This window comes from Streptomyces sp. SudanB182_2057, assembly GCF_964272715.1.
Taxonomy (GTDB): domain Bacteria; phylum Actinomycetota; class Actinomycetes; order Streptomycetales; family Streptomycetaceae; genus Streptomyces; species Streptomyces rubradiris.
The window spans coordinates 1,778,731-1,798,233 of the sequence record NZ_OZ186798.1 but is presented as its reverse complement, the minus strand read 5'-3'; the positions used below and the strand labels follow the sequence as shown (position 1 = coordinate 1,798,233).

Annotated in this window: 24 protein-coding genes; 16 read left to right on the top strand and 8 right to left on the bottom strand. The window is 74.2% G+C overall.

Annotated elements, in window-relative coordinates:
• Positions 1-23 precede the first annotated feature (23 nt).
• From gvpO to ACSURM_RS07515, 10 genes are all read left to right on the top strand, one after another.
• Positions 24-383 carry a gas vesicle protein GvpO gene (gvpO, locus tag ACSURM_RS07560; RefSeq protein WP_436954186.1) on the top strand — a complete coding sequence of 120 codons (360 nt, stop codon included), beginning with the start codon at positions 24-26 and terminating at the stop codon, positions 381-383.
• Positions 384-452: 69 nt separating this feature from the next.
• Positions 453-875 carry a gas vesicle structural protein GvpA gene (locus ACSURM_RS07555; RefSeq protein WP_436954185.1) on the top strand — a complete coding sequence of 141 codons (423 nt, stop codon included), beginning with the start codon at positions 453-455 and terminating at the stop codon, positions 873-875.
• On the top strand, positions 872-1,642 hold the full coding sequence (locus ACSURM_RS07550) for a GvpL/GvpF family gas vesicle protein (RefSeq protein ID WP_359045249.1): 771 nt from the start codon (positions 872-874) through the stop codon (positions 1,640-1,642). Before ACSURM_RS07555 ends, ACSURM_RS07550 begins: the two co-directional genes overlap by 4 nt.
• A 28-nt stretch (positions 1,643-1,670) precedes the next feature.
• Positions 1,671-1,934 (top strand): gas vesicle protein GvpG, encoded by a 264-nt coding sequence (locus ACSURM_RS07545; RefSeq protein WP_436954184.1) that lies wholly within the window; start codon positions 1,671-1,673, stop codon positions 1,932-1,934.
• Positions 1,931-2,605, top strand: coding sequence for a DNA primase (locus ACSURM_RS07540; RefSeq protein WP_436954183.1), 675 nt, complete (start codon positions 1,931-1,933; stop codon positions 2,603-2,605). The genes ACSURM_RS07545 and ACSURM_RS07540 overlap by 4 nt, the downstream gene beginning before the upstream one ends.
• Entirely contained in the window at positions 2,602-3,747 is a 1,146-nt protein-coding gene (locus ACSURM_RS07535) for an SRPBCC family protein (protein ID WP_436954181.1), read from the top strand. Before ACSURM_RS07540 ends, ACSURM_RS07535 begins: the two co-directional genes overlap by 4 nt.
• A complete protein-coding gene (locus ACSURM_RS07530; protein ID WP_189990679.1) occupies positions 3,744-4,079 on the top strand; it encodes a gas vesicle protein in 336 nt (111 codons plus the stop codon). Before ACSURM_RS07535 ends, ACSURM_RS07530 begins: the two co-directional genes overlap by 4 nt.
• Positions 4,076-4,909: a GvpL/GvpF family gas vesicle protein gene (locus tag ACSURM_RS07525; protein ID WP_436954180.1), complete on the top strand. Its 834-nt coding sequence runs from the start codon at positions 4,076-4,078 to the stop codon at positions 4,907-4,909. Before ACSURM_RS07530 ends, ACSURM_RS07525 begins: the two co-directional genes overlap by 4 nt.
• On the top strand, positions 4,906-5,124 hold the full coding sequence (locus ACSURM_RS07520) for a gas vesicle protein (protein WP_436954179.1): 219 nt from the start codon (positions 4,906-4,908) through the stop codon (positions 5,122-5,124). Before ACSURM_RS07525 ends, ACSURM_RS07520 begins: the two co-directional genes overlap by 4 nt.
• The gene (locus ACSURM_RS07515) at positions 5,121-5,402 is read left to right on the top strand and encodes a gas vesicle protein K (protein WP_436954178.1); all 282 of its coding nucleotides are present in this window, start codon (positions 5,121-5,123) and stop codon (positions 5,400-5,402) included. The genes ACSURM_RS07520 and ACSURM_RS07515 overlap by 4 nt, the downstream gene beginning before the upstream one ends.
• A 19-nt stretch (positions 5,403-5,421) precedes the next feature.
• On the opposite strand, the gene ACSURM_RS07510 is transcribed toward ACSURM_RS07515, so the two are convergent.
• From ACSURM_RS07510 to ACSURM_RS07500, 3 genes are all read right to left on the bottom strand, one after another.
• Positions 5,422-5,592 (bottom strand): hypothetical protein, encoded by a 171-nt coding sequence (locus ACSURM_RS07510; protein ID WP_030605834.1) that lies wholly within the window; start codon positions 5,590-5,592, stop codon positions 5,422-5,424.
• Between the two features lie 43 nt (positions 5,593-5,635).
• Complete coding sequence (locus ACSURM_RS07505; protein ID WP_436954177.1) at positions 5,636-6,457, bottom strand: class I SAM-dependent methyltransferase; 822 nt, start codon at positions 6,455-6,457, stop codon at positions 5,636-5,638.
• Between the two features lie 126 nt (positions 6,458-6,583).
• On the bottom strand, positions 6,584-8,083 hold the full coding sequence (locus ACSURM_RS07500) for a bifunctional phosphatase PAP2/diacylglycerol kinase family protein (RefSeq protein WP_436954176.1): 1,500 nt from the start codon (positions 8,081-8,083) through the stop codon (positions 6,584-6,586).
• A 57-nt stretch (positions 8,084-8,140) separates the two neighbouring features.
• On the opposite strand from ACSURM_RS07500, the gene ACSURM_RS07495 reads away from it, so the two are divergent.
• Positions 8,141-8,797, top strand: coding sequence for a histidine phosphatase family protein (locus tag ACSURM_RS07495; RefSeq protein ID WP_436954175.1), 657 nt, complete (start codon positions 8,141-8,143; stop codon positions 8,795-8,797).
• A gap of 71 nt (positions 8,798-8,868) precedes the next feature.
• Positions 8,869-10,488, top strand: coding sequence for an ATP-binding cassette domain-containing protein (locus ACSURM_RS07490; protein WP_436954174.1), 1,620 nt, complete (start codon positions 8,869-8,871; stop codon positions 10,486-10,488).
• A 30-nt stretch (positions 10,489-10,518) separates the two neighbouring features.
• Here the strand turns inward: ACSURM_RS07490 and ACSURM_RS07485 are convergent, their stop codons facing one another.
• Positions 10,519-11,637 carry a Vms1/Ankzf1 family peptidyl-tRNA hydrolase gene (locus ACSURM_RS07485; RefSeq protein WP_436954173.1) on the bottom strand — a complete coding sequence of 373 codons (1,119 nt, stop codon included), beginning with the start codon at positions 11,635-11,637 and terminating at the stop codon, positions 10,519-10,521.
• Between the two features lie 57 nt (positions 11,638-11,694).
• Here ACSURM_RS07485 and ACSURM_RS07480 point away from each other — a divergent pair, with 57 nt between their 5' ends.
• Entirely contained in the window at positions 11,695-11,982 is a 288-nt protein-coding gene (locus ACSURM_RS07480; RefSeq protein WP_436954172.1) for a DUF6158 family protein, read from the top strand.
• A gap of 79 nt (positions 11,983-12,061) precedes the next feature.
• Here the strand turns inward: ACSURM_RS07480 and ACSURM_RS07475 are convergent, their stop codons facing one another.
• The 4 genes from ACSURM_RS07475 to ACSURM_RS07460 all read right to left on the bottom strand — a co-directional run bounded on the left by ACSURM_RS07475 (position 12,062) and on the right by ACSURM_RS07460 (position 15,543).
• Positions 12,062-12,604, bottom strand: a complete 543-nt coding sequence (locus tag ACSURM_RS07475; RefSeq protein ID WP_436954171.1) for a type 1 glutamine amidotransferase domain-containing protein — start codon at positions 12,602-12,604, stop codon at positions 12,062-12,064.
• Positions 12,605-12,609: 5 nt separating this feature from the next.
• Positions 12,610-13,293, bottom strand: a complete 684-nt coding sequence (locus tag ACSURM_RS07470) for a diguanylate cyclase (RefSeq protein ID WP_436954170.1) — start codon at positions 13,291-13,293, stop codon at positions 12,610-12,612.
• The gene (locus tag ACSURM_RS07465; protein ID WP_436954169.1) at positions 13,290-13,667 is read right to left on the bottom strand and encodes a DUF2795 domain-containing protein; all 378 of its coding nucleotides are present in this window, start codon (positions 13,665-13,667) and stop codon (positions 13,290-13,292) included. The genes ACSURM_RS07470 and ACSURM_RS07465 overlap by 4 nt, the downstream gene beginning before the upstream one ends.
• 79 nt (positions 13,668-13,746) lie before the next feature.
• Positions 13,747-15,543 carry a thiamine pyrophosphate-requiring protein gene (locus tag ACSURM_RS07460; RefSeq protein WP_436954168.1) on the bottom strand — a complete coding sequence of 599 codons (1,797 nt, stop codon included), beginning with the start codon at positions 15,541-15,543 and terminating at the stop codon, positions 13,747-13,749.
• Positions 15,544-15,954: 411 nt separating this feature from the next.
• Here ACSURM_RS07460 and ACSURM_RS07455 point away from each other — a divergent pair, with 411 nt between their 5' ends.
• The 3 genes from ACSURM_RS07455 (at position 15,955) to ACSURM_RS07445 (ending at position 19,501) form a co-directional block, all read left to right on the top strand.
• Complete coding sequence (locus ACSURM_RS07455) at positions 15,955-16,782, top strand: hypothetical protein (protein WP_436954167.1); 828 nt, start codon at positions 15,955-15,957, stop codon at positions 16,780-16,782.
• Positions 16,783-17,096: 314 nt separating this feature from the next.
• Complete coding sequence (locus ACSURM_RS07450) at positions 17,097-18,455, top strand: aminotransferase class I/II-fold pyridoxal phosphate-dependent enzyme (protein ID WP_436960980.1); 1,359 nt, start codon at positions 17,097-17,099, stop codon at positions 18,453-18,455.
• Positions 18,452-19,501, top strand: a complete 1,050-nt coding sequence (locus ACSURM_RS07445) for an MBL fold metallo-hydrolase (RefSeq protein WP_436954166.1) — start codon at positions 18,452-18,454, stop codon at positions 19,499-19,501. Before ACSURM_RS07450 ends, ACSURM_RS07445 begins: the two co-directional genes overlap by 4 nt.
• The last annotated feature ends 2 nt before the right edge of the window (positions 19,502-19,503 follow it).

Genomic DNA, 19,503 nt, shown 5'->3' with positions numbered 1-19,503 from the left:
CCACCCGCACGAAGAGGTGGCTCATGTCGAACACACACAGCACATCGCGGACACAGCCTTCACAGAACGACCGGAAACAGACACACGACGAACGAGCAGAGGCGGACGACCGACGGCCGACCCCCATGCGGGTGCTGCGCTCGGCGCGCGAGCAGCTCAGCGAACTCACCGGACTCGTCCCCGAGGCGGTGACCTCCTTCGAGCAGACCGCGGACGGCTGGTCGCTGGAGGTGGAGGTGGTCGAGATCGACCGGGTGCCGGACACCATGAGCGTCATGGCGACCTACCAGGTCGAGCTGAGCCCGGACGGAGAACTCGAGGGCTACCGGCGCGTCCGCCGTTACGAGCGCGGGCGGGTCGAGTCCCGCCGCTCCGGTGGCTAGGCCGACCGTCCGCGCACCGCGGCCACGCGTACGGCGTGGCCGGACTACTCACGAGGAGGAAGGGCCGGTATGACCGTTCTCCCGGCACAGCAGCCCGGCGGCGGAGGCGGCACCAGTGGCCTCTACGACGTCCTGGAGCTGGTACTCGACCGGGGACTCGTCATCGACGCGTTCGTGCGGGTCTCCCTGGTCGGCATCGAGATCCTGAAGATCGACGTCCGGGTCGTCGTGGCCAGCGTCGACACCTATCTGCGCTTCGCCGAGGCGTGCAACCGCCTCGACCTTGAGGCGGGCCCGCACCGCAGCCCCGGCCTGCCCGATCTCGTCGGCGAGATCACCGAGGGCGGCGCCCGCGGCAAGACCAAGGGAGCGCTGTCCGGCGCCGCGCAGACGGTGGCCGACGCCTTCAAGCAGGCCCGTGAGGAGGGCGAGCGCGAGCCCCGGCAGAGCGCCCGCAGGACCACGGCCCGTCGTAGGGAGGAAGAGGAGTGAGCACCTACGTTTACGGCATCGCCGCACGCTCGCACCCGGGGCTCCCGGAGGGGATGCCCGGTGTGGGCGAACCGCCCCGGCCGGTACGGATCGTCACGGTGGGTGAGCTGGCCGCGCTGGTCAGCGACGCCCCCGACGGGCTGCGGCCCAAGCGCAGGGACCTGCTCGCGCACCAGAACGTGCTCGCCGAGGCGGGCGCGGGCGGCTGCGTGCTGCCCATGCGGTTCGGCGGCGTCGCGGACGACGACGACACCGTGCGGTCGGTGCTGACCGAGCGGGCGGACCACTATCTGGAACGTCTGCGCGAACTGGACGGCAAGGTCGAGTACAACGTCAAGGCCAGTCACATCCAGGACGCCGTGCTGCACCGGGTGATGGCCGAGAACACGGAGATCCGCTCCCTCGCCGACGCCAACCGCAAGGCGGGCGGCGGAAGCTACGACGACAAGATCCGCCTCGGCGAGCTGGTCGCCGCCGCGGTCAAGGCCAAGGAGGGCGAGGACGCCGCCGAGGTGCGCCGCCTGCTCCAGCCGGGCGCCGCCGCGGTCAGCGTGGGCCCGGAGTCCACCGGCTGGCTGTTCAACGTGTCCTACCTGCTGCCCCGGGACGGCGTCGACGACTTCCTGGCCACGGTCGACGGGGTGCGCAAGAGCCACCCCCACCTCGAGCTGCGGGTCAACGGCCCGCTGCCGCCGTACAGCTTCGTCGACCCCGGCCCGGCCGAACCGGCGGGCAGCACGGTCGGCGCCGATGCCGGAGCGCCGTAGCGGCGGGCCCGGCCGGAAGGAGGCTCCCGTGGGACTGATCTCGGAACTCGTGATGTTGCCCCTCGCTCCCGTGCGCGGTGGCGCCTGGGCGATCCGGCAGGTGCTCCGGGAGGCGGAACGGATCTACTACGACCCGGCCGCCATCCGCGCGGAGCTGGCCCGCCTCGAAGAACTGCTCATGGCGGGCGAGATCACCGATGAGGAGTTCGACCGGCGCGAGGACGAGCTGCTCGACCGGCTGGAGACCGCCATGCACTCCGGCGACACGACTGGCAACGGGAGGGGACGATGAACAGGACGGCGCTGGGACTCGCCGTAGGGGCCGGATATCTGCTGGGCCGCACGAAGAAGCTGAAGGCGGCGCTCGCGGTCGGCTCCCTGGTGGCCGGCAAGAAGCTCAACCTGGGCCCGCGGGCGCTGGTGGAGCAGGTGAACCGGCAACTGCTGGCCAACCCGCAGTTCAAGGAGATCGGCGACCAGCTCCGCGGCGAGCTGCGGGGCGTCGGCAAGGCGGCCACCGGTGCGGTGGTCGAGCGGCAGATAGGCTCGCTCGCCGACCGGCTCGCCCGGCGCACCGATCAGGTGCGCGACCAGATGGCGGGCGGCCGGTCCGCCGGCTCCCGCGAGGAGCGCGACGAGCCCGAGGAGGCCGAAGAGGAGGACGGCGCCCGGCCGAAGGGCGGTTCCCGGGGGGAGACCCGGCGCAAGGAGGCCGAGAAGAGGCCCCCGGAGCGGAAGGCCCCCGCCAAGGGCACCGCCGAGCGGGGGTCCGCCGAGAAGAAGGCTCCCGAACGGAAGGCGTCGGGCGGGAAGGCGGCCGGGAAGCCGCTGTCCGCCGCCGGCAAGGGAGTGGCCAGGAAGACCGGCGCGGCCGGGAAGGCGGCGGCGAAGCGCACGGCCGGGGTCGGCGAGGCCGCCCGCGGCGCCGTCACCCGGCACTCGAAGGGCGGCGATGACCGATGACCGAGACCCTCCGCTCCACGGCCTCCAAGGCCACGGGCCCGCTGACCGGCCTCGCCCGGAGCGAGGCCGCCGACCGGCTCAAGGAGGAGGCCCGCGCCTATCTGATGGCGCAGGCCGAGCGGATGCTGGCCGGTGCCGGCCGCAAGCTCGGCGAGACCACCGTCCGGCTCAACGACATCGCCGAGGGCAACAGCCCGGGCTTCGCCAAGCTGGCGCTGGAGGGCGGCCGCAAGCTGGCCGAGGGCAAGGGTCCGGTGCGCTCGGCGCTGGAGCTGGGCGCCTCCCGGGCCAAGGACAGCGTGATGGACGCGGTCAGAAACCTCGGGGGCAGCAAGGGCAAGAAGCGCGGCGCGGGCAAGAAGCCCACCGTCATCATGGAGTCCGTCGACGTGGGCGTGCCGTTGCGCACCGCCTACGACCAGTGGACGCAGTACCAGAGCTTCAGCACCTTCGCCAAGGGCGTCAAGAGCGCGAGCCGCTCCGACGACACCCACTCCGACTGGCAGGCGAAGATCTTCTGGTCCGCCCGCAGCTGGAAGGCGAAGACGACCGAGCAGATACCCGACTACCGCATCCAGTGGTCCTCGGAGGGCGCCAAGGGCACCACCAAGGGCGTGGTCTCCTTCCACCGGCTGGAGGAGAACCTCACCCGGGTGCTGCTGGTCATGGAGTACTACCCGACGGGCCTGTTCGAGAAGACCGGCAACATCTGGCGCGCCCAGGGCCGCCGGGCCAGGCTGGACCTGAAGAACTTCGCCCGTTTCATCACCCTCAAGGGAGAGGCGGAGGACGCCTGGCGCGGCGAGATCCGCGACGGCGAGGTGGTCCTCAGCCATGAGGACGCCGTGGCCGAGGAGGAGGACCAGGAGTCCGGAGCCGCGCCGTCCGGGGACGAGGACGAGGAGGCCGGGGCGCCCGCGAACGGGTCCCGGGAGCCCGGGCCCGAGGAGGAAGAGGAAGAGGAGCCCTACGAGGCCGGGTACGAGGAGGAGGACGAGGAGCCGGAGGAGCCCGAGGAGCCTGAGGAAGGCGAGGAAGGCGAGGAGGGCGCCTACGACGAGTACGAGGAGGACGAGACGGACACGGACGAGGAAGAGGAACCCGACGACGACGGACGCGACGGGCGTGGGGGTGGTCGATGACGACACCGAGCCGCCTGCCCGAGCCGTACGGACAGGCATCGGGGGCCAACCTTGCCGACATTCTCGAACGGGTGCTCGACAAGGGTGTCGTCATCGCGGGTGATATCAGGATCAACCTGCTCGACATCGAACTGCTCACCATCAAGCTGCGCCTGATCGTCGCTTCGGTGGACAAGGCCAAGGAGATGGGGATCGACTGGTGGGAGAGCGATCCCGCCCTGTCCTCCCGGGCCCGGCGGGACGAGCTGGCCCGGGAGAACGCCGAACTGCGCGAACGGCTCGCCCGGCTGGAGGAACTGGAGCCGGGCCGCGCCCCGAAGGAGGCACCATGACCGGACTGCGGTACGTGTACGCCGTGTGCCGTCCCTTCGGGACGCCGTTGCAGGCCGAGCTGACGGGCGTCGCGGGCGCCCCGGCCGGCCTGCTCCACCACCACGGGCTGGTCGCCGTGGTCAGTACGGTCCCGGAGGCCGACTTCGGCGAGGAGGCGCTGAAGGCCCACCTGGAGGACCTGGACTGGCTCGCCGCGACCGCCCGGGCCCACCAGGGCGTGGTCGACGCGCTCACCACGGTCACCACCCCGCTGCCGCTGCGGCTCGCCACCGTCTTCCGCGACGACAGCGCCGTACGCGTCATGATCGAGGCCGGCGAGGACCACTTCCGGGCCCTGCTCGACCGGCTCGACGGCCGGGTGGAATGGGGCGTGAAGGTGTACGCCGAGGAGGCGGCCGCCGAGCCCGCCGGGGCGGCGCCCGCCGAGGCGGCGAAGCCCGTGAGCGGCCGGGACTATCTGCGCCGGCGCCGCGAGCGCGGCCAGGCGAAGGAGGAGACCTGGCAGCGCGCCGAGCGGTTCGCCCACGCGCTGCACGAGCGCCTCTCGGCACGCGCCGAGGATTTCCGGCTGCACCCTCCGCAGAATTCCGCGCTCTCCGGGGCGGCGGGACTGAATGTGCTCAACGCGGCCTATCTGGTGACCCGGGCCCATTCCGAGGAATTCGTGGAATTGGTGGACCGGACGAAGGACGAGGAGCCCGGATTCCGGGTGGAACTGACCGGCCCGTGGGCCGCTTATTCGTTCACGGGAGACACCGGGGACACCGGGGGCGCCGGGCAGGCCGGGAACGGCGCGGGCGCGGCGGACGCCGGGGAGGGAGTGTCGTGACCGTAGTCGAACGGCGCGAGATCGCGCTCGTCGACCTGCTCGACCGGCTGCTGTCCGGCGGGGTCGTGATCACCGGGGACATCACCCTGCGGATCGCGGACGTCGACCTGGTCCGCATCGACCTGAACGCGCTGATCAGCTCCGTCAACGCGGCGGTGCCCTCGCCCTTCGAGCCCGGGTTCCTGCCCGCCCAGCCGTCCGAGGAGGCCACGTGACCCCGCGCAAGCGGCTCGACCTGGAACCCGACACGGTCGAGCGCGACCTGGTGAAACTCGTGCTGACCGTGGTGGAACTGCTGCGCCAGCTCATGGAGCGGCAGGCCGTGCGCCGCTTCGACACCGGCGAGCTGACCGAGGAGCAGGAGGAACGGATCGGGCTCACCCTGATGCTCCTGGAGGACCGCATGGCCGAGCTGCGCGACCGCTACGGACTGCGGCCCGAGGACCTGAACCTGGACCTCGGGCCGCTCGGACCGCTACTGCCCCGCGACTAGGAAGCCGGCCGGGGCGTTCTCACCATCGGTACCAGCGCCCCCTGCCGCCGCCGGCCGTCGTGCCGCGGGCCACGAAGCCCAGCAGCCAGAGGACCAGCACCGCCAGGGCGATCCACCAGAGAATCTTCACCGCGAATCCGGCGCCGAAAAGAACAAGGGCCAGAAGCAATACCAGCAGGATGGGAACCATAGTGTGAAACCTCCTGCAGATCTGGTTTCCAGAAATCCGCGAATCAGGCTTCTTTACGGCACAGAATCTCCCCGTGCAGAACGGCGAACCAGCCGTCCTCGCACCGGCCCCATTCCCGCCACGCCTCGGACACCGCCCGCAGCCGCTCCGGGGTGGCGTGGCCGCCCTGGACCGCCCGGTCGGCGTACGCGGAGGCCAGGGTGCGGTCCGCCCACAGCCCGCTCCACCAGGCCCGCTCCTCGGCGGTGCTGAACGTCCAGGTGCCGGTGGTGGCGGTGACGTCGGTCAGTCCGGCGGCCCGCGCCCAGGCCTTCAGCCGGCGCCCGGCGTCGGGCTCGCCGCCGTTGGCCCGGGCCACCCGCTCGTACAGGTCCAGCCAGTCGTCCAGCCCCGGCACCGCCGGATACCAGGTCATCGCCGCGTAGTCCGCGTCCCGTACGGCGATGAACCCGCCCGGCTTCGTCACCCGGCGCATCTCGCGCAGCGCCCGCACCGGGTCGCCCACGTGCTGGAGCACCTGGTGGGCGTGGACCACACAGAAGGTGTCGTCCGGGTGGTCCAGGGCGTGCACGTCGGCCACCGCGAAGTCCACGTTGGCCAGCCCCCGGGCGGCGGCGGTGGCCCGGGCCCGCTCCAGCACGCCGGGCGCCCGGTCGACGCCGGTGACATGGCCGTCGGGGACCAGCTCCGCCAGGTCGGCGGTGATCGTGCCCGGGCCGCAGCCGATGTCCAGGACCTTCATGTGGGGCTTCAGGGAGCCGAGCAGATAGGCCGCGGAGTTCGCGGCGGTCCGCCAGGTGTGCGAGCGCAGCACCGACTCGTGGTGCCCGTGCGTGTAGACGGCGGTCTCCTCGGCCTTCGGCATGGCCGTGCCCCTTCCCCTCGTCCCCTCGGTGGCGTACCGGCGGAACCCGTCCGCCGGTACGCCACCACCGTACGCGCGCATGCCGAATGATGAGACCCACGTATCACCATATGGACCGAAGGGTGCTCAGGCGGTGATGTCCAGCGGGCGGTAGACCGTCAGCGCCTCCGGCAGCTTCTCCAGCGTCACCTCGCCCGACACCGACGTGACCTCGCCGTCGTAGGCGAGCGGGGTGCCCGGGGCGACACCGGTCAGCCTCAGCCGGTTCACCTGCACCGCCGAGTGCGCCGGCGACCGGGTCAGCGGTCCCGCCACGGCCGCCGCGAGCAGCCGCAGCGCGGGCCTGCGGCCCCCGTGCACCACCCGCACGTCCAGCAGCCCGTCCGCCAGATCGTTGCGCCGGCCCGGCGAGAGCCCCATGCGGTGGTAGACCCCGTTGCCGACGAACAGCAGCCACAGGGGCCGCCGTTCACCGCCCACCTCCACCTCCAGCGGATGCTCGCCGGCCCGCAGCACGCGCAGCGCGCCGAGCACCCCGGCCGGCCAGCCGCCGATCCGGTGCGACCAGCGGTCCCTGACCCGCACCAGCTCCGGGTACACGCCGAGGCTCAGGGTGTTCAGGAACAGGCCCTCCCGGTTCCCGGCGGTGAACCGGCCCGCGTCCACCCGGACCGCCTCCCCGTGCCGGACCGCGCGGGCCAGCAGGCGCTCGTCCGCCACGCCCAGATCGGCGGCGAAGTGGTTGAGGGTGCCGCCCGGCAGCACCGCGAGCGGCAGCCCGTGCCTGAGCGCCACCCGGGCCGCCGCGTTCACCGTGCCGTCACCGCCGCACACCCCGAGCACCCGGGCCCCCGCCGCCGCCTTCTCCAGCTCGGCCTCGACGTCCTCCGGCGCGCACTGGACCACCTCCGCGCCCGGCAGCGCGTCGTGCAGCGCCCCGACCCGGTCCGCCGTCCCCGAGGCCCGGTTGGCGACCAGCACCAGCCCCTCGCCCTCGGGTAGCGCGGGCACCTCGACGCGGGACCGGGCGGGCAGCCCCGCCTGGGCGCGCGGCGGAAGCAGCCGCCGCACCACGAAGGCGGCGCCCGCGCCGAGCGCCGCCCCGGCCAGCACGTCGCTCGGGAAGTGCACCCCGGTGTAGACCCGGGACATCGCCACCGAGAACGCCACCGGCGCCACCGCCGCGCCCCACCCCGGCGACTCCAGCGCCACCCCGGTCGCGAAGGCCGCCGCCGAGGCCGCGTGCCCGGACGGGAAGGACGTGGTGATCGGTTGCCGGGTCAGCCGCCGCACCAGCGGCACCGGGTCCAGCTCCGGCCGGGCCCGGCGCACCGAGCGCTTGCCGAGCGTGTTGATCGTCAGCGAGGCCAGGCCGAGCGAGGCCAGGCCCCGGGCCGCCGCCCGGCGGGAGCGGGGCGTGCGGCTCGCGGCCAGGACGGCGGCCGACGCGAACCACAGCACGCCGTGGTTCGCGGCCCGGCTCAGCCGGGGCAGCACCCGCTCGGCGCCGGGCCAGTGCCAGGCGGCGGCGGCCTCGAACAGCCGGCCGTCGAGGTCGAGCAGCGTGCGCAGCCGGGCGCGGGCGGCGGCCGACGCGGGGGCGGTCAGGTCCAGGTCAGGGCTCATGGGGTGCGGTTACCCTGAAGGGCCCGTTTCCTGTGCGCGCGCGGAGGTGAACCCCGGATGCGGCTGCTGCTCGTCCGGCACGGCCAGACCCCGTCCAACGTGGACGGCCTGCTCGACACGGCCGTGCCCGGCCCGGGGCTGACCCCGCTCGGCCGGGCGCAGGCCGCCGCGCTGCCCGGGGCGCTCGCCGAGGAGGACATCGACGCCCTGTACGCCTCCACGCTGGTCCGCACCCAGCAGACGGCCGCCCCGCTGGCCGCCGCCCGCGGCCTGGAGGTGCGCGTACGGGACGGCATCCGCGAGCTGTCCGCCGGCGATCTGGAACGGCTGCCCGGGCACACCCCCGAGGGCCTGCGGTACCTGCGCACCGCGTTCGCGTGGGCGTCCGGGGACACCGCGCTGCGGATGCCCGGCGGGGAGAGCGGCACCCAGGCCCTGGGCCGGTACGACGCCGTGGTGGCCGAGGCCGCGGCGAGCGGGGCCCGGACGGTCGCCATGATCAGCCACGGCGCCGCGATCCGGGTCTGGACCGCCGCCCGCGCCGCCAACGTCGATGTGACCTTCGCCGCGGAACGCCCCCTGGAGAACACCGGCGTGATCGTCCTGGAGGGCACCCCGGCCGACGGCTGGACGGCCCTCTCCTGGGAGGGTGCCGCGGTGACACCGGCCGGCGAGGGCGGCCCGGCCGGGGAGGCCCTGGGGACGTCGGCGTAGCCACGGCCACCGCGCCGCCCGCCCGATACCCGTTTGCCCCCGCGCCCGCGCGCCGCGCAGAATGCCTGCCCATGGGACATCTGGAAGCCGCGCACCTGGAGTACTACCTCCCCGACGGGAGGGCGCTGCTGGGCGATGTGTCCTTCCGGGTCGGCGAGGGCGCCGTCGTCGCCCTGGTCGGGCCGAACGGCGCGGGCAAGACCACGCTGCTGCGGCTGATCTCGGGCGAGCTGAAACCGCACGGCGGCACCGTCACCGTCGGCGGCGGCCTCGGCGTGATGCGCCAGTTCGTCGGTTCCGTACGCGACGAGACGACCGTACGGGACCTGCTGGTCTCCGTCGCCCCGCCCCGGATCCGGCAGGCCGCGAAGGCCGTCGACGCCGCCGAGCACGCCCTGATGACCGTCGACGACGAGGCCGCCCAGCTCGGCTACGCCCAGGCCCTCGCCGACTGGGCCGAGGCGCGCGGTTACGAGGCCGAGACCCTGTGGGACATGTGCACCACCGCGGCCCTCGGCGTCCCCTACGAGCGCGCCCAGTGGCGCGAGGTGCGCACCCTCTCCGGCGGCGAGCAGAAGCGGCTGGTGCTGGAGGCGCTGCTGCGCAGCACCGACGAGGTACTGCTGCTGGACGAGCCGGACAACTACCTCGACGTGCCCGGCAAGCGCTGGCTGGAGCAGCAGCTGAAGGAGACCCGGAAGACCGTCCTGTTCGTCTCCCACGACCGTGAACTCCTCGCCCGCGCCGCCGAGAAGATCGTCTCCGTGGAGCCGGGCCCGGCCGGCGCCGACGCCTGGGTGCACGGTGGCGGCTTCGCCACCTACCACGAGGCCCGCCGCGAACGCTTCGCCCGCTTCGAGGAGTTGCGCCGCCGCTGGGACGAGAAGCACGCCCAGCTGAAGAAGCTGGTGCTGAGCCTGCGTCAGGCCGCCGCCGTCAGCCACGAGATGGCCTCCCGGTACGCCGCCGCCCAGACCCGCCTGCGCAAGTTCGAGGAGGCCGGCCCGCCGCCGGAGCCGCCCCGCGAGCAGGAGATCACCATGCGGCTGAAGGGCGGCCGTACCGGCGTACGGGCCGTCACCTGCCAGGGGCTGGAACTGACCGGCCTGATGAAGCCGTTCGACCTGGAGGTCTTCTACGGCGAACGGGTCGCCGTCCTCGGCTCCAACGGCTCCGGCAAGTCCCACTTCCTGCGGCTGCTGGCCGGCGAGGACGTCGCGCACACGGGGGAGTGGAAGCTGGGCGCCCGGGTCGTCCCCGGCCACTTCGCGCAGACCCACGCGCAGCCGGAGCTCCAGGGCCGCACCCTGCTGGACATCCTCTGGAAGGAACACGCCCAGGACCGGGGCGCGGCCATGTCCCGGCTGCGCCGCTACGAACTCACCCGGCAGGCCGAGCAGACCTTCGACCGGCTCTCCGGCGGACAGCAGGCCCGCTTCCAGATCCTGCTCCTCGAACTGGCCGGTGCCACCGCCCTGTTGCTGGACGAGCCCACCGACAACCTCGACCTGGAGTCCGCCGAGGCCCTCCAGGAGGGGCTGGAGGCGTTCGAGGGCACGGTCCTCGCGGTCACCCACGACCGCTGGTTCGCCCGCTCCTTCGACCGCTTCCTGGTCTTCGGCGGCGACGGCCGGGTCCGCGAAACCACCGAACCGGTCTGGGACGAACGCCGCGTCGAGCGGGCCCGGTAACCCCGGGCCCGGCTCCCGGACGCCGGGCCGCTACCGCCAGCGCAGCAGCGCGCCCATGCCGCCCGCCGGAGCCTCCTCGCGGGCGTCCGCCAGCACCGGTGCCAGCGAGAAGACCGGCGCGTCCGTCACCACGGCCGCCCGCACCAGCGCGTCGTCGGCGCGGGCCGGCCAGGCGTGCTGTTCGCCGAGGTCCCTCAGCTCCGTACGGCGCTCCGCCAGCTGGGCCGGGTCCTCGCCGATCCACACCTCGCGCCCGGTGTCCGGCCCGTCCGGGAGGATCAGCAGCTCGGCCAGCCGGTGTTCGCGGGCGGCCTCGATCAGCCCCGGCACCCCCTCGACGGCCGCCGCCCGCCGCTCCTCGTCGGGCGTCCGGGCGGACCGGTACCGGTCCACCTCGGCCAGGATCCGCTCCCGCACGTGCCGGGCCCGGATCTCCGCCACCTCCCGCGGCAGCAGCCTGCTGCCCACGCCGTGCTCGGTCTCCACGGCCCGGTCCCGCAGATGCGCGGGCAACCGCTCGTGCACCGACCGGCACTCCCGCGGCTCCCCGCACAGGATCAGCAGATCGGCGCCGGTCTCGGCCTGGCAGGCGGCGAGCGCCTCGGCGACCTCCCGGGCGTTGTGCTCCCAGGTGTCCTCCACCTTCAGCTGGAAGTGCCGTTCGGACCAGTCGGACGCCTTCGCCCGGTGCATCGGCCATTGCCGGCTGCCCGTCACATGCCCGGCCTCCTCCCGCAGCACCGCGCTGCGCAGCTCGAAGTCGGCCCCGGTGCGGTCGATGTACGCCACCAGCGACACCGGGTCCTCACCGGCCAGGTCCAGCAGCGGGGTGACGTGCGGCAGCGTGCCCCAGCACACCAGGCCCTGCGGCGGGGCCTGGGTCAGCGGCACCTGGAGGACCACCTCGCCGTCCCGGGCGAAGAGGGCCCGCCCGTACGGCTCGGTGCTGCGTTCCAGGGCCGCCACCGCGTCGTGCACCGCCCGGCAGGTGGCCTCGTCGGCGCCCTGCTCCCGCAGATGCCGGGCCACCGCCTCGGCCGTCAGCCTGCGCTGGGTGTGCATGTCCTCCTCGTGCTGGGACAGGTCGACGTATGCGGAGGCCCAGGACCCCGGATGTTCGTACAGTGGATTCAGGAACGCGAGTTCCATGGATTCCTCCCGGAAATCACTCGGGGGCAGTGCATGCCGGGCGGGTACCCGTACCCCATGAACGAACACGACGAGCGGGGCACCACCATGACCGGAGTCGACCCCAGCCGGCTGGACGACCAGCAGCTCATGAAGGAGCTGGAGACGATCCACCGCACGCGCCACGACACCCTCCTGTACGGCTCGAACGACGCACTGCGGGCCCATAACGAGCGGATGGCGCAGCTGGAGGGCGAGTACCTGCGGCGCAACCCCCGCCGCCTGGTCAGCGCGGGCCGCACCCGCGAGGGCGCCCGGGAGCGCGGCTGCGGCGAGGCGGCGACCCCGGACACGGCCGGCACCTGACACCCGGAGAAACCCGCGGGACGTACGACGGGGCCGGCCCGGAAGCGGGCCGGCCCCGTGGTGTACGGGCGGGCGGCGGTCAGCCGGCCTCCCCGGCGAACACGTGGACGAACGCGTCGCAGAACGCCTTCAGATCGTCCGGCTTGCGGCTGGTCACCAGCTGGTTGGAGCCGTGGTCGCAGATCTTGACCTGCTCGTCCACCCAGGTGCCGCCGGCGTTCTGGATGTCGGTCCGCAGGCTCGGCCAGGACGTCAGCACCCGGCCGCGCACCACGTCGGCCTCCACCAGCGTCCACGGCGCGTGACAGATCGCGGCGACCGGCCGGCCCTGGTCGAAGAAGTCCTTCACGAAGGCGACGGCCTTCTCGTCCATCCGCAGGAAGTCCGGGTTGGCGACCCCGCCCGGCAGCACCAGACCGCCGAAGGACCCGGCCGACGTCCGCTCCACCACCTCGTCCACGGGGAAGGTGTCCGCCTTGTCCAGATGGTTGAACGCCTGGATCTCCCCCGGCTGTGTCGACACGAGCACCGGCTCGTGCCCGGCGTCCGAGGCGGCCTTCCACGGCTCGGTCAGCTCCACCTGCTCGACGCCCTCGGGTGCCACCAGAAACGCGATACGCATATGTCTCAGACTCCTTTCACTTTCCTCAGCGCCGCCCGGTGGGCCCGGGCGCGCCGCTTCCTCGCCCGGGCCGCCCGCCGGCAGCGCACCAGTTCCTCGCCGTACGGCAGCAGCACACACGCGCCGATCGCGACCCCGATGCCCGCCAGATACCCCGGCGACAGCGGGCGCCGGCGCGGCAGCAGCCGCCAGGCGTCCGGGTCCCCGCGCCCGCCGCGCAGCAACGACCGCACCTGGTCGGAGTGCAGGCACATCAGGGAGACCAGCCCGCCGAACGGCAGCGACTCCAGGAAGCTGTGGATGTGCTGCTCGACCGGCTTGACCTCGCGGTCGCTGTCCTCCGCGGTCCGTACGTCCCACAGCGCGGTCGCCTCGTGCGCCGCCGCCGCGCCCAGCTGCACGGCCAGCAGCAGGGGATTGACCTCGTAGCGCAGGGTGAGCGCTATGGGCAGGCCCACCTCCGCCATCATCAGGGAGTGGATCAGGGACTCCTTGGTCCCCGACGTGTCCTCGATCCGGGTGCGCCGGTGCATCGCCCAGTCGGCGAGCCCCGGCACGAACCAGCCGGGCAGCAGCCCGTACAGCAGGAAGCGCGTCGTGACCTCGCCGACGTCGACCGTCGCGCCCCGCGCGATCTCGGCCGCCTGGCCCGCGGTGCGGGGAGCCGGCCAGGGTGCCCCCTGCCTCATTCGCCCCCCACCAGCGCCTGGGCCAGCTGTTGCAGGTTCTCGTACCGGTCCTGGTGGGGCAGACCGGCGACGGCGTCGATCAGCGTGCCGGGCGCGTTGCTCCGGCGCAGCGCCCGGGCCAGCTCGCCCGGCTGCGCGGGGAAGGCGTGCCGGCTCAGGTGCCGGGCCAGCTCCAGCCGGGTCCGCTCCAGGGACGCCGGGGATCCGAGGCCGCCCACCGGGCCGCTCCAGACCTCCGGGTCGTCGTCCGCGGCCGGTTCCGGGTCGTGCCACTCCTCCACGCGCGTGGGATGGCCCGACCGCAGCAGCCCCTTCAGCTCGTGCTTCATCTCGTCGTCCCGGTGGACGTTCAGCCGGTCACTGCCTCGCTGCATATCTCCCTCCAAGGGTCGAAGGTCCGCACCGCGTACCCGGTGCCACACGTCCGACACGGGCTCCCTGCGTCCGCAACGGTCACTGTTTGGCCCGGCCGGGCAGGAACTCCTGCACCTTCGCCTTCAGGCCCTGCTTGATGACCGAACCCCGGTCGGCGTCGCCCTTCAGGATCGAGGCGGCCGTCGCCTCCATCTGCTCCCAGCTGGCGTGCGGCGGGATCGGCGGCACGGCCGGGTCGGTGAGGAACTCGAGCACCGCCGGCCCGTCCGCCTCCAGCCCGGCCCGCCACGCCGCCTCCACGTCCTCCGGCTTCTCCACCCGGATGCCGGTCAGCCCCAGCGAACGGGCGAACGCCGCGTACTGCACGTCCGGGATGGACTGCGACGGCAGGAACGAGGGGGCGCCCTCCATGGCCCGCATCTCCCAGGTCACCTGGTTCAGGTCCTGGTTGTTCCACACGGCCACCACCAGCCGCGGATCCGACCACAGGTCCCGGTACTTGGCCGCAGTGATCATCTCCGCCAGCCCGTTCATCTGCATCGCGCCATCGCCGACCAGCGCGAACACCGGCCGGTCCGGGTGCGCGAACTTGGCCCCGATCGCGTACGGCACCCCCGGGCCCATCGTGGCCAGCGTCCCGGACAGCGAACCGCGCATGCCCGGCCGCATCGTGATGTGCCGCGCGTACCAGTTGGCGACCGAACCGGAGTCCGAGGTCAGGATCGCGTCGTCCGGCAGCAGCGGGTCCAGCGCCCGGGCCACGTACTCGGGGTTGATCGGGTCGGCCGCCACCGCGGCCCGCCGCTCCATCGTGGCGTGCCAGCGCTCCACGTTCGCGCACACCGAGTCGTACCACTTGCGGCTGCGCCCCTCCGCCTTGAGCAGCGGGATCAGCCGGCGCAGCGTCGCCTGCGCGTCGCCGATCAGGTTCACCTCGTACGGGTAGCGCATGCCGATCATGTGCGCGTCGATGTCGATCTGCACCCCGCGCGCCTTGCCGAACTCCGGCATGAACTGCGTGTACGGGAACGACGAGCCGATGGTCAGCAGCGTGTCGCAGTCCCGCATCAGCTCGTACGACGGCCGGCTGCCGAGCAGCCCGATCGGGCCCGTCACATACGGCAGTTCGTCACTGAGCACGTCCTTGCCGAGCAGCGCCTTCGCCACCCCCGCGCCGAGCAGCTCGGCGACCTCCCGCACCTCCGCGACCGCCCCCGCCGCGCCCTGCCCGACCAGGACGGCCACCTTCTCGCCCGCGTTCAGCACCTCCGCCGCCCGGCGCAGCGCCTCGTCGGTCGGGGTCGCCGTGAACTCGCTCATCCCCAGACTGGACGGCACCATCTTGAAGGCGTGCGTCGGCGGCGAGTAGTCCAGCTCCTGCACATCGCCCGGGATGATCAGCGCGGTCGGGCAGCGCCGGGCGTACGCGGTGCGGATCGCCCGGTCCAGCACGTTCGGCAGCTGCTCGGGGACCGTCACGGTCTCCACGAACTCCGAGGCGACGTCCTTGTACAGCGTGTGCAGGTCGACTTCCTGCTGGTAGGAGCCGCCCATCGCGGTCCGGTTGGTCTGGCCGACGATGGCCAGCACGGGTACGTGATCGAGCTTCGCGTCGTAGAGGCCGTTGAGCAGGTGGATGGCGCCGGGTCCGGAGGTCGCCGCGCACACTCCGATGCGTCCGCTGAACTTCGCGTACCCGACCGCCTCGAAGGCGGACATCTCCTCGTGCCGGGACTGAACGAACCGCGGCCGGTTCTCGGCGCGGCCCCAGGCGGCGAGCAGTCCGTTGATGCCGTCGCCCGGATAGCCGAAAACCTGTTCCACGCCCCAAGCGCGCAGGCGTTCGAGGATGTGGTCCGAGACCTTGGTGCTCATGGACAGACCTCCCGGTGGAGAGCGAAGCGGACGATCCGGTCAGCCCGTACCGAGTGACCTGCGCGGCAGACGGAAAACCTCCGGGGGCGGGGCGGGGCGCGCGCCGGTGAGGGCCCCTGCGCCGCCGGACGCCGTCGGCCGGTGCGTGTCGTCCGGCGCGGTCCGGTGGCCGTCACCCGCGCGGCCCCGCGTGTCGCGCGAATGGGCTCCGGCCGCGCGCGGTACGGCCCCGCGCGGGCTGTCATGGCACCGAGGGCACACCGACCGTGCCTCCCGTGGCCGGGGCGCCGCACGGCGTCGCCGCGGTACGACCGTCCCGTCGGGGCCGGGTGCCGCACGCGTCGCCGTGGTGCCGGTGCGCCGGTGTACGGCCGTCCGACCGCCCGCCGCACCCCGCGAGGAGCCCCGCCCATGCGCCGCACCGCCCGCGCCGCCCTGTCCGCCGCCTTCGCCGCCGGTGCCGTACTCGCCCTGACCGGGCCCGCCGCGTCCGCCGACGGCGCGGTGCTCGCCCTGACCGGGCCCGCCGCGCCGGTACCGCTTCCGGCGGCCTGCGACCCGCTCACCGGGACCGTGCCGGTGCCGGTTCCGGTGCCGGGGGCGTTGGGGCCCGCGCCCGTGGCCCCAGGTGACGGGGCGGCGGGCGGCCCGGGGTGCGAGGACGCTTCCCCCGGAGCCGGAGCCGGAGCCGGAGCCGGAGCCGGAGCCGGCGGCCGCGAGCCGGCCGGCCAGGGCGGGGGCGGCGTCCCCGACGCCGGCGGCCTGGACGGCGTGCCGGACGCCGGAGCAGCGGACGGTACGGGGAAGGAGCCGGCCGGGCCGGACGGCACGGGGTGGGACGGCTCGGCGCGGGAGGGCGCCGGGCAGACCGGCGGGGTACCGGACGGCTCGGGGTGGGACGGGACCGGACAGGTCGGCGGAGGCCAGGACGCGGGCGGGCGCGGTGGTGGGGGCCGGGACGGCGGAAGCCCGGACGGTGGCGGGCGGGAGTGCCCGGGAGGGGGTTCCTGCGCGCAGGACGGCCACCCGTGCGGGGACTCCCGCGACGCCCCCGGCGCCGACGGCTGCCGCCCGGCCGGCGTCCAGCACGGCGTGGACGCCGGAGCGGGCGGCACCTTCGAGGACTCGGTCCCCGCCCTCGCCGTAGGGGCCGCCCTGATCGCCGCCGCCTGCGCGGGCGCCGGCTACCGGCTGTACGGCCGCACGCGCCTCGCGGCCAGGCGGTCCGCCGAAATGTGACCCCGGCGACACCGGCGACCGCCCATGGACAGCCGTACGCCGGGTACACGCCGACGCGAGGGCGCCGGCAGCGCCTGACCGGCACCATCCGCCCCGCGACCACCGGAGCCGCGACGCACAGCACCACAGCACGTACAGATACGGCACGACGGACACGGACGGCACGGACAAGGAACGCGGACCGGCGACCCCGCCCGGACCAGGCGGCACGACGGCACCACGCACTCGCGGAGGCGGACATGCGGCGCACGGACCCGGACCGGGACCGCCGGGACGGCCACGGCCCCGCCCACGGCACGCAGGACCAGGGTGCCGTGCGCGGCGGCGAGGATCACGGCGCCGACCACGGCCGGGACCCCCGGAGACCTGTGCCGCGCGGTGAGGACCACGGCCCCGCCCACCGCCGGGACGGCCACGCCCCCGCCCGCCCCCGGGAGGACCACGGTCCCGTCCGCTACGGGCCGCCGCTTCCCGCCGACGGGCTGCCCGTGCTCCCCGAGTTGTCCGCCGTGGTCGCCGCCGCGGCGGACCGGGCCGACGCCCAGCCCGTCGGCGGTGCGCCCGCCCTGCTGGAGGCGGCCTGCGGGTACTGGACCAGGCGCGGACTGTCCTGCGTCCCCGACCGGATCGCCGCGGGCCCCGGTGCCCCCGCGCTACTGCTCGCCATCACCGCCGCGCTGGCCGGGGACGGCGCCGACATCCTCGTACCCCGCCCCTGCGCCGCCTGGTGGGCGCCGTACGCCCGGCTGCTCGGCCGGCCCGTGTTCCATGTGCCGACCCCCGCCGAGAGCGGTGGCGTCCCCGATCCGTACGCCCTGCTGGAGACCGTGCGCCGGGTCCGCGCCGAGGGCGGCGACCCACGGCTGCTGGTGCTGTCCGTCGCCGACGACCCCACCGCCACCGTCGCCCCGCCCGAACTGCTGCACGAGACCGTCGAGGCCGCCACCGCCGAGGGCCTCCACCTGGTCAGCGACGAGACCTGGCGCGACACCCTGCACGCCCCGCACGAGACCGTCCTGCTCAGCCCGGCCGAGATGTGGCCCGACGAGGTCACCGTCGTCACCGACCTGGCCGGCGCCCTGCTGCCCGCCGGCTGGCCCGCCGCCGTCGCGCGCTTCCCGGCCACCGGGGCCGGACGGCGGCTGCACGCGCGCGTGCTCGACGTCCTCACCGCCCTCGGCGCGCGGCTCGCCGTACCGGTCGCCGCGGCGGCCTGCTACGCCCTGGACGAACCGCCGCCCGTCGTCGAACGCCGGGAGGCCACCGTCCGGCTGCACGCGCGCGTGGCCGCCGCCGCGCACGCCGCCGTGGTCGCCGCCGGCGCGCTCGCCCGGCCCCCGCAGGCCGGCCGCCACCTGTACGCCGACCTCGCGCCGCTGCGCGAGCCGCTGGCCGCCCAAGGGGCCGGCGACGCCCAGGAGCTGGAAGACCTCCTCACCGCCCGGCTCGGCATGCCCGCGCCCGGCGGCCACCGCTTCGGCGACGACCTCGGCGCGCTGCGCGTGCGGCTCGCCACCGGACCCCTGCTCGGCGGCACGGACGAGGAGCGCACGGAAAGCCTCGTGTCACCCGCACCGCTGGAACTGCCACACGTGCAACGCGCGTTGGTCTCCTTGAGGTCGGCCTTCGACGATCTCCGCGACGACGCTCAGCGATGGGAGCATCCTCGATGACGCAGCAGACGCATGAGCCCGGCCCGGCCACGACGACCACGGCACCCGGCGCGCCGGTCCCCCTCGCCGCCCCCTTCCCGCCGCTGGCCGAGCCCCGCCCGCTGGGCGAGCACCGGGTCTGGCCGCGCACCTTCCACGACCGGCTGACCGCGCCCCTGCCCGGCCTGAAGGCCCTCGCCCGCTTCGCCCGCGAGGGCGCCGTGCGCCCCGGCCCCGACGGCCTCGCCGACATCCCCCGGCTGCCGTACGAACCGGGCCCGCTGCCCCGTGTCGACAGCCGCACCCTGGCCGTCACCTGGGCGGGACACGCCAGCTGGGTCGTCCGGATCGGCGGGCTGACCGTCCTCACCGACCCGGTCTGGTCCCGCCGCATCCTCGGCACCCCGGCCCGCGTCACCCCCGTGGGCGTGCCCTGGGACGCCCTGCCCCCCGTCGACGCCGTCGTCATCAGCCACAACCACTACGACCACCTGGACGCCCCCACCCTGCGCCGGCTCCCGCGCGACACCCCCGTCTTCGTGCCCGCGGGCCTCGGCAACTGGTTCCGCCGCCGCCGGTTCACCCGCGTCACCGAGCTGGACTGGTGGGAGGGCGCCGAACTGTCCGGCACCCGCTTCGACTTCGTCCCCGCCCACCACTGGTCCAAGCGCACCCTCACCGACACCTGCCGCAGCCTGTGGGGCGGCTGGGTCCTCACCGCCGCGGACGGACAGCGCCTCTACTTCGCCGGCGACACCGGCTACGGCCACTGGTTCTCCCGCATCGGCCGCCGCTACCCCGGCATCGACCTGGCCCTGATGCCCATCGGCGCCTACGACCCCCGCTGGTGGCTCAGCGACGTCCACTGCGACCCCGAGGAGGCGGTCCAGGCCACCCTGGATCTCGGCGCCCGTCGCATGGCCCCCATGCACTGGGGCACGTTCATCCTCTCGGCGGAACCGGTCCTGGAACCGCTCACCCGGGTACGGGCCGCCTGGGAGAAGGCGGGGCGGGAGCGCGAAGACCTGTGGGACCTCCCGGTCGGCGCTTCGAGAGTGCTGAGCTGAGG

Coding starts and splice junctions, on each gene's coding strand:
- gvpO (WP_436954186.1), top strand. CDS start 24: ATGTCGAACACACACAGCACATCGCGGACACAGCCTTCACAGAACGAC.
- ACSURM_RS07555 (WP_436954185.1), top strand. CDS start 453: ATGACCGTTCTCCCGGCACAGCAGCCCGGCGGCGGAGGCGGCACCAGT.
- ACSURM_RS07540 (WP_436954183.1), top strand. CDS start 1,931: ATGAACAGGACGGCGCTGGGACTCGCCGTAGGGGCCGGATATCTGCTG.
- ACSURM_RS07535 (WP_436954181.1), top strand. CDS start 2,602: ATGACCGAGACCCTCCGCTCCACGGCCTCCAAGGCCACGGGCCCGCTG.
- ACSURM_RS07530 (WP_189990679.1), top strand. CDS start 3,744: ATGACGACACCGAGCCGCCTGCCCGAGCCGTACGGACAGGCATCGGGG.
- ACSURM_RS07525 (WP_436954180.1), top strand. CDS start 4,076: ATGACCGGACTGCGGTACGTGTACGCCGTGTGCCGTCCCTTCGGGACG.
- ACSURM_RS07510 (WP_030605834.1), bottom strand. CDS start 5,592: ATGGTTCCCATCCTGCTGGTATTGCTTCTGGCCCTTGTTCTTTTCGGC.
- ACSURM_RS07505 (WP_436954177.1), bottom strand. CDS start 6,457: ATGCCGAAGGCCGAGGAGACCGCCGTCTACACGCACGGGCACCACGAG.
- ACSURM_RS07500 (WP_436954176.1), bottom strand. CDS start 8,083: ATGAGCCCTGACCTGGACCTGACCGCCCCCGCGTCGGCCGCCGCCCGC.
- ACSURM_RS07495 (WP_436954175.1), top strand. CDS start 8,141: ATGCGGCTGCTGCTCGTCCGGCACGGCCAGACCCCGTCCAACGTGGAC.
- ACSURM_RS07490 (WP_436954174.1), top strand. CDS start 8,869: ATGGGACATCTGGAAGCCGCGCACCTGGAGTACTACCTCCCCGACGGG.
- ACSURM_RS07485 (WP_436954173.1), bottom strand. CDS start 11,637: ATGGAACTCGCGTTCCTGAATCCACTGTACGAACATCCGGGGTCCTGG.
- ACSURM_RS07480 (WP_436954172.1), top strand. CDS start 11,695: ATGAACGAACACGACGAGCGGGGCACCACCATGACCGGAGTCGACCCC.
- ACSURM_RS07475 (WP_436954171.1), bottom strand. CDS start 12,604: ATGCGTATCGCGTTTCTGGTGGCACCCGAGGGCGTCGAGCAGGTGGAG.
- ACSURM_RS07470 (WP_436954170.1), bottom strand. CDS start 13,293: ATGAGGCAGGGGGCACCCTGGCCGGCTCCCCGCACCGCGGGCCAGGCG.
- ACSURM_RS07465 (WP_436954169.1), bottom strand. CDS start 13,667: ATGCAGCGAGGCAGTGACCGGCTGAACGTCCACCGGGACGACGAGATG.
- ACSURM_RS07460 (WP_436954168.1), bottom strand. CDS start 15,543: ATGAGCACCAAGGTCTCGGACCACATCCTCGAACGCCTGCGCGCTTGG.
- ACSURM_RS07455 (WP_436954167.1), top strand. CDS start 15,955: ATGCGCCGCACCGCCCGCGCCGCCCTGTCCGCCGCCTTCGCCGCCGGT.
- ACSURM_RS07445 (WP_436954166.1), top strand. CDS start 18,452: ATGACGCAGCAGACGCATGAGCCCGGCCCGGCCACGACGACCACGGCA.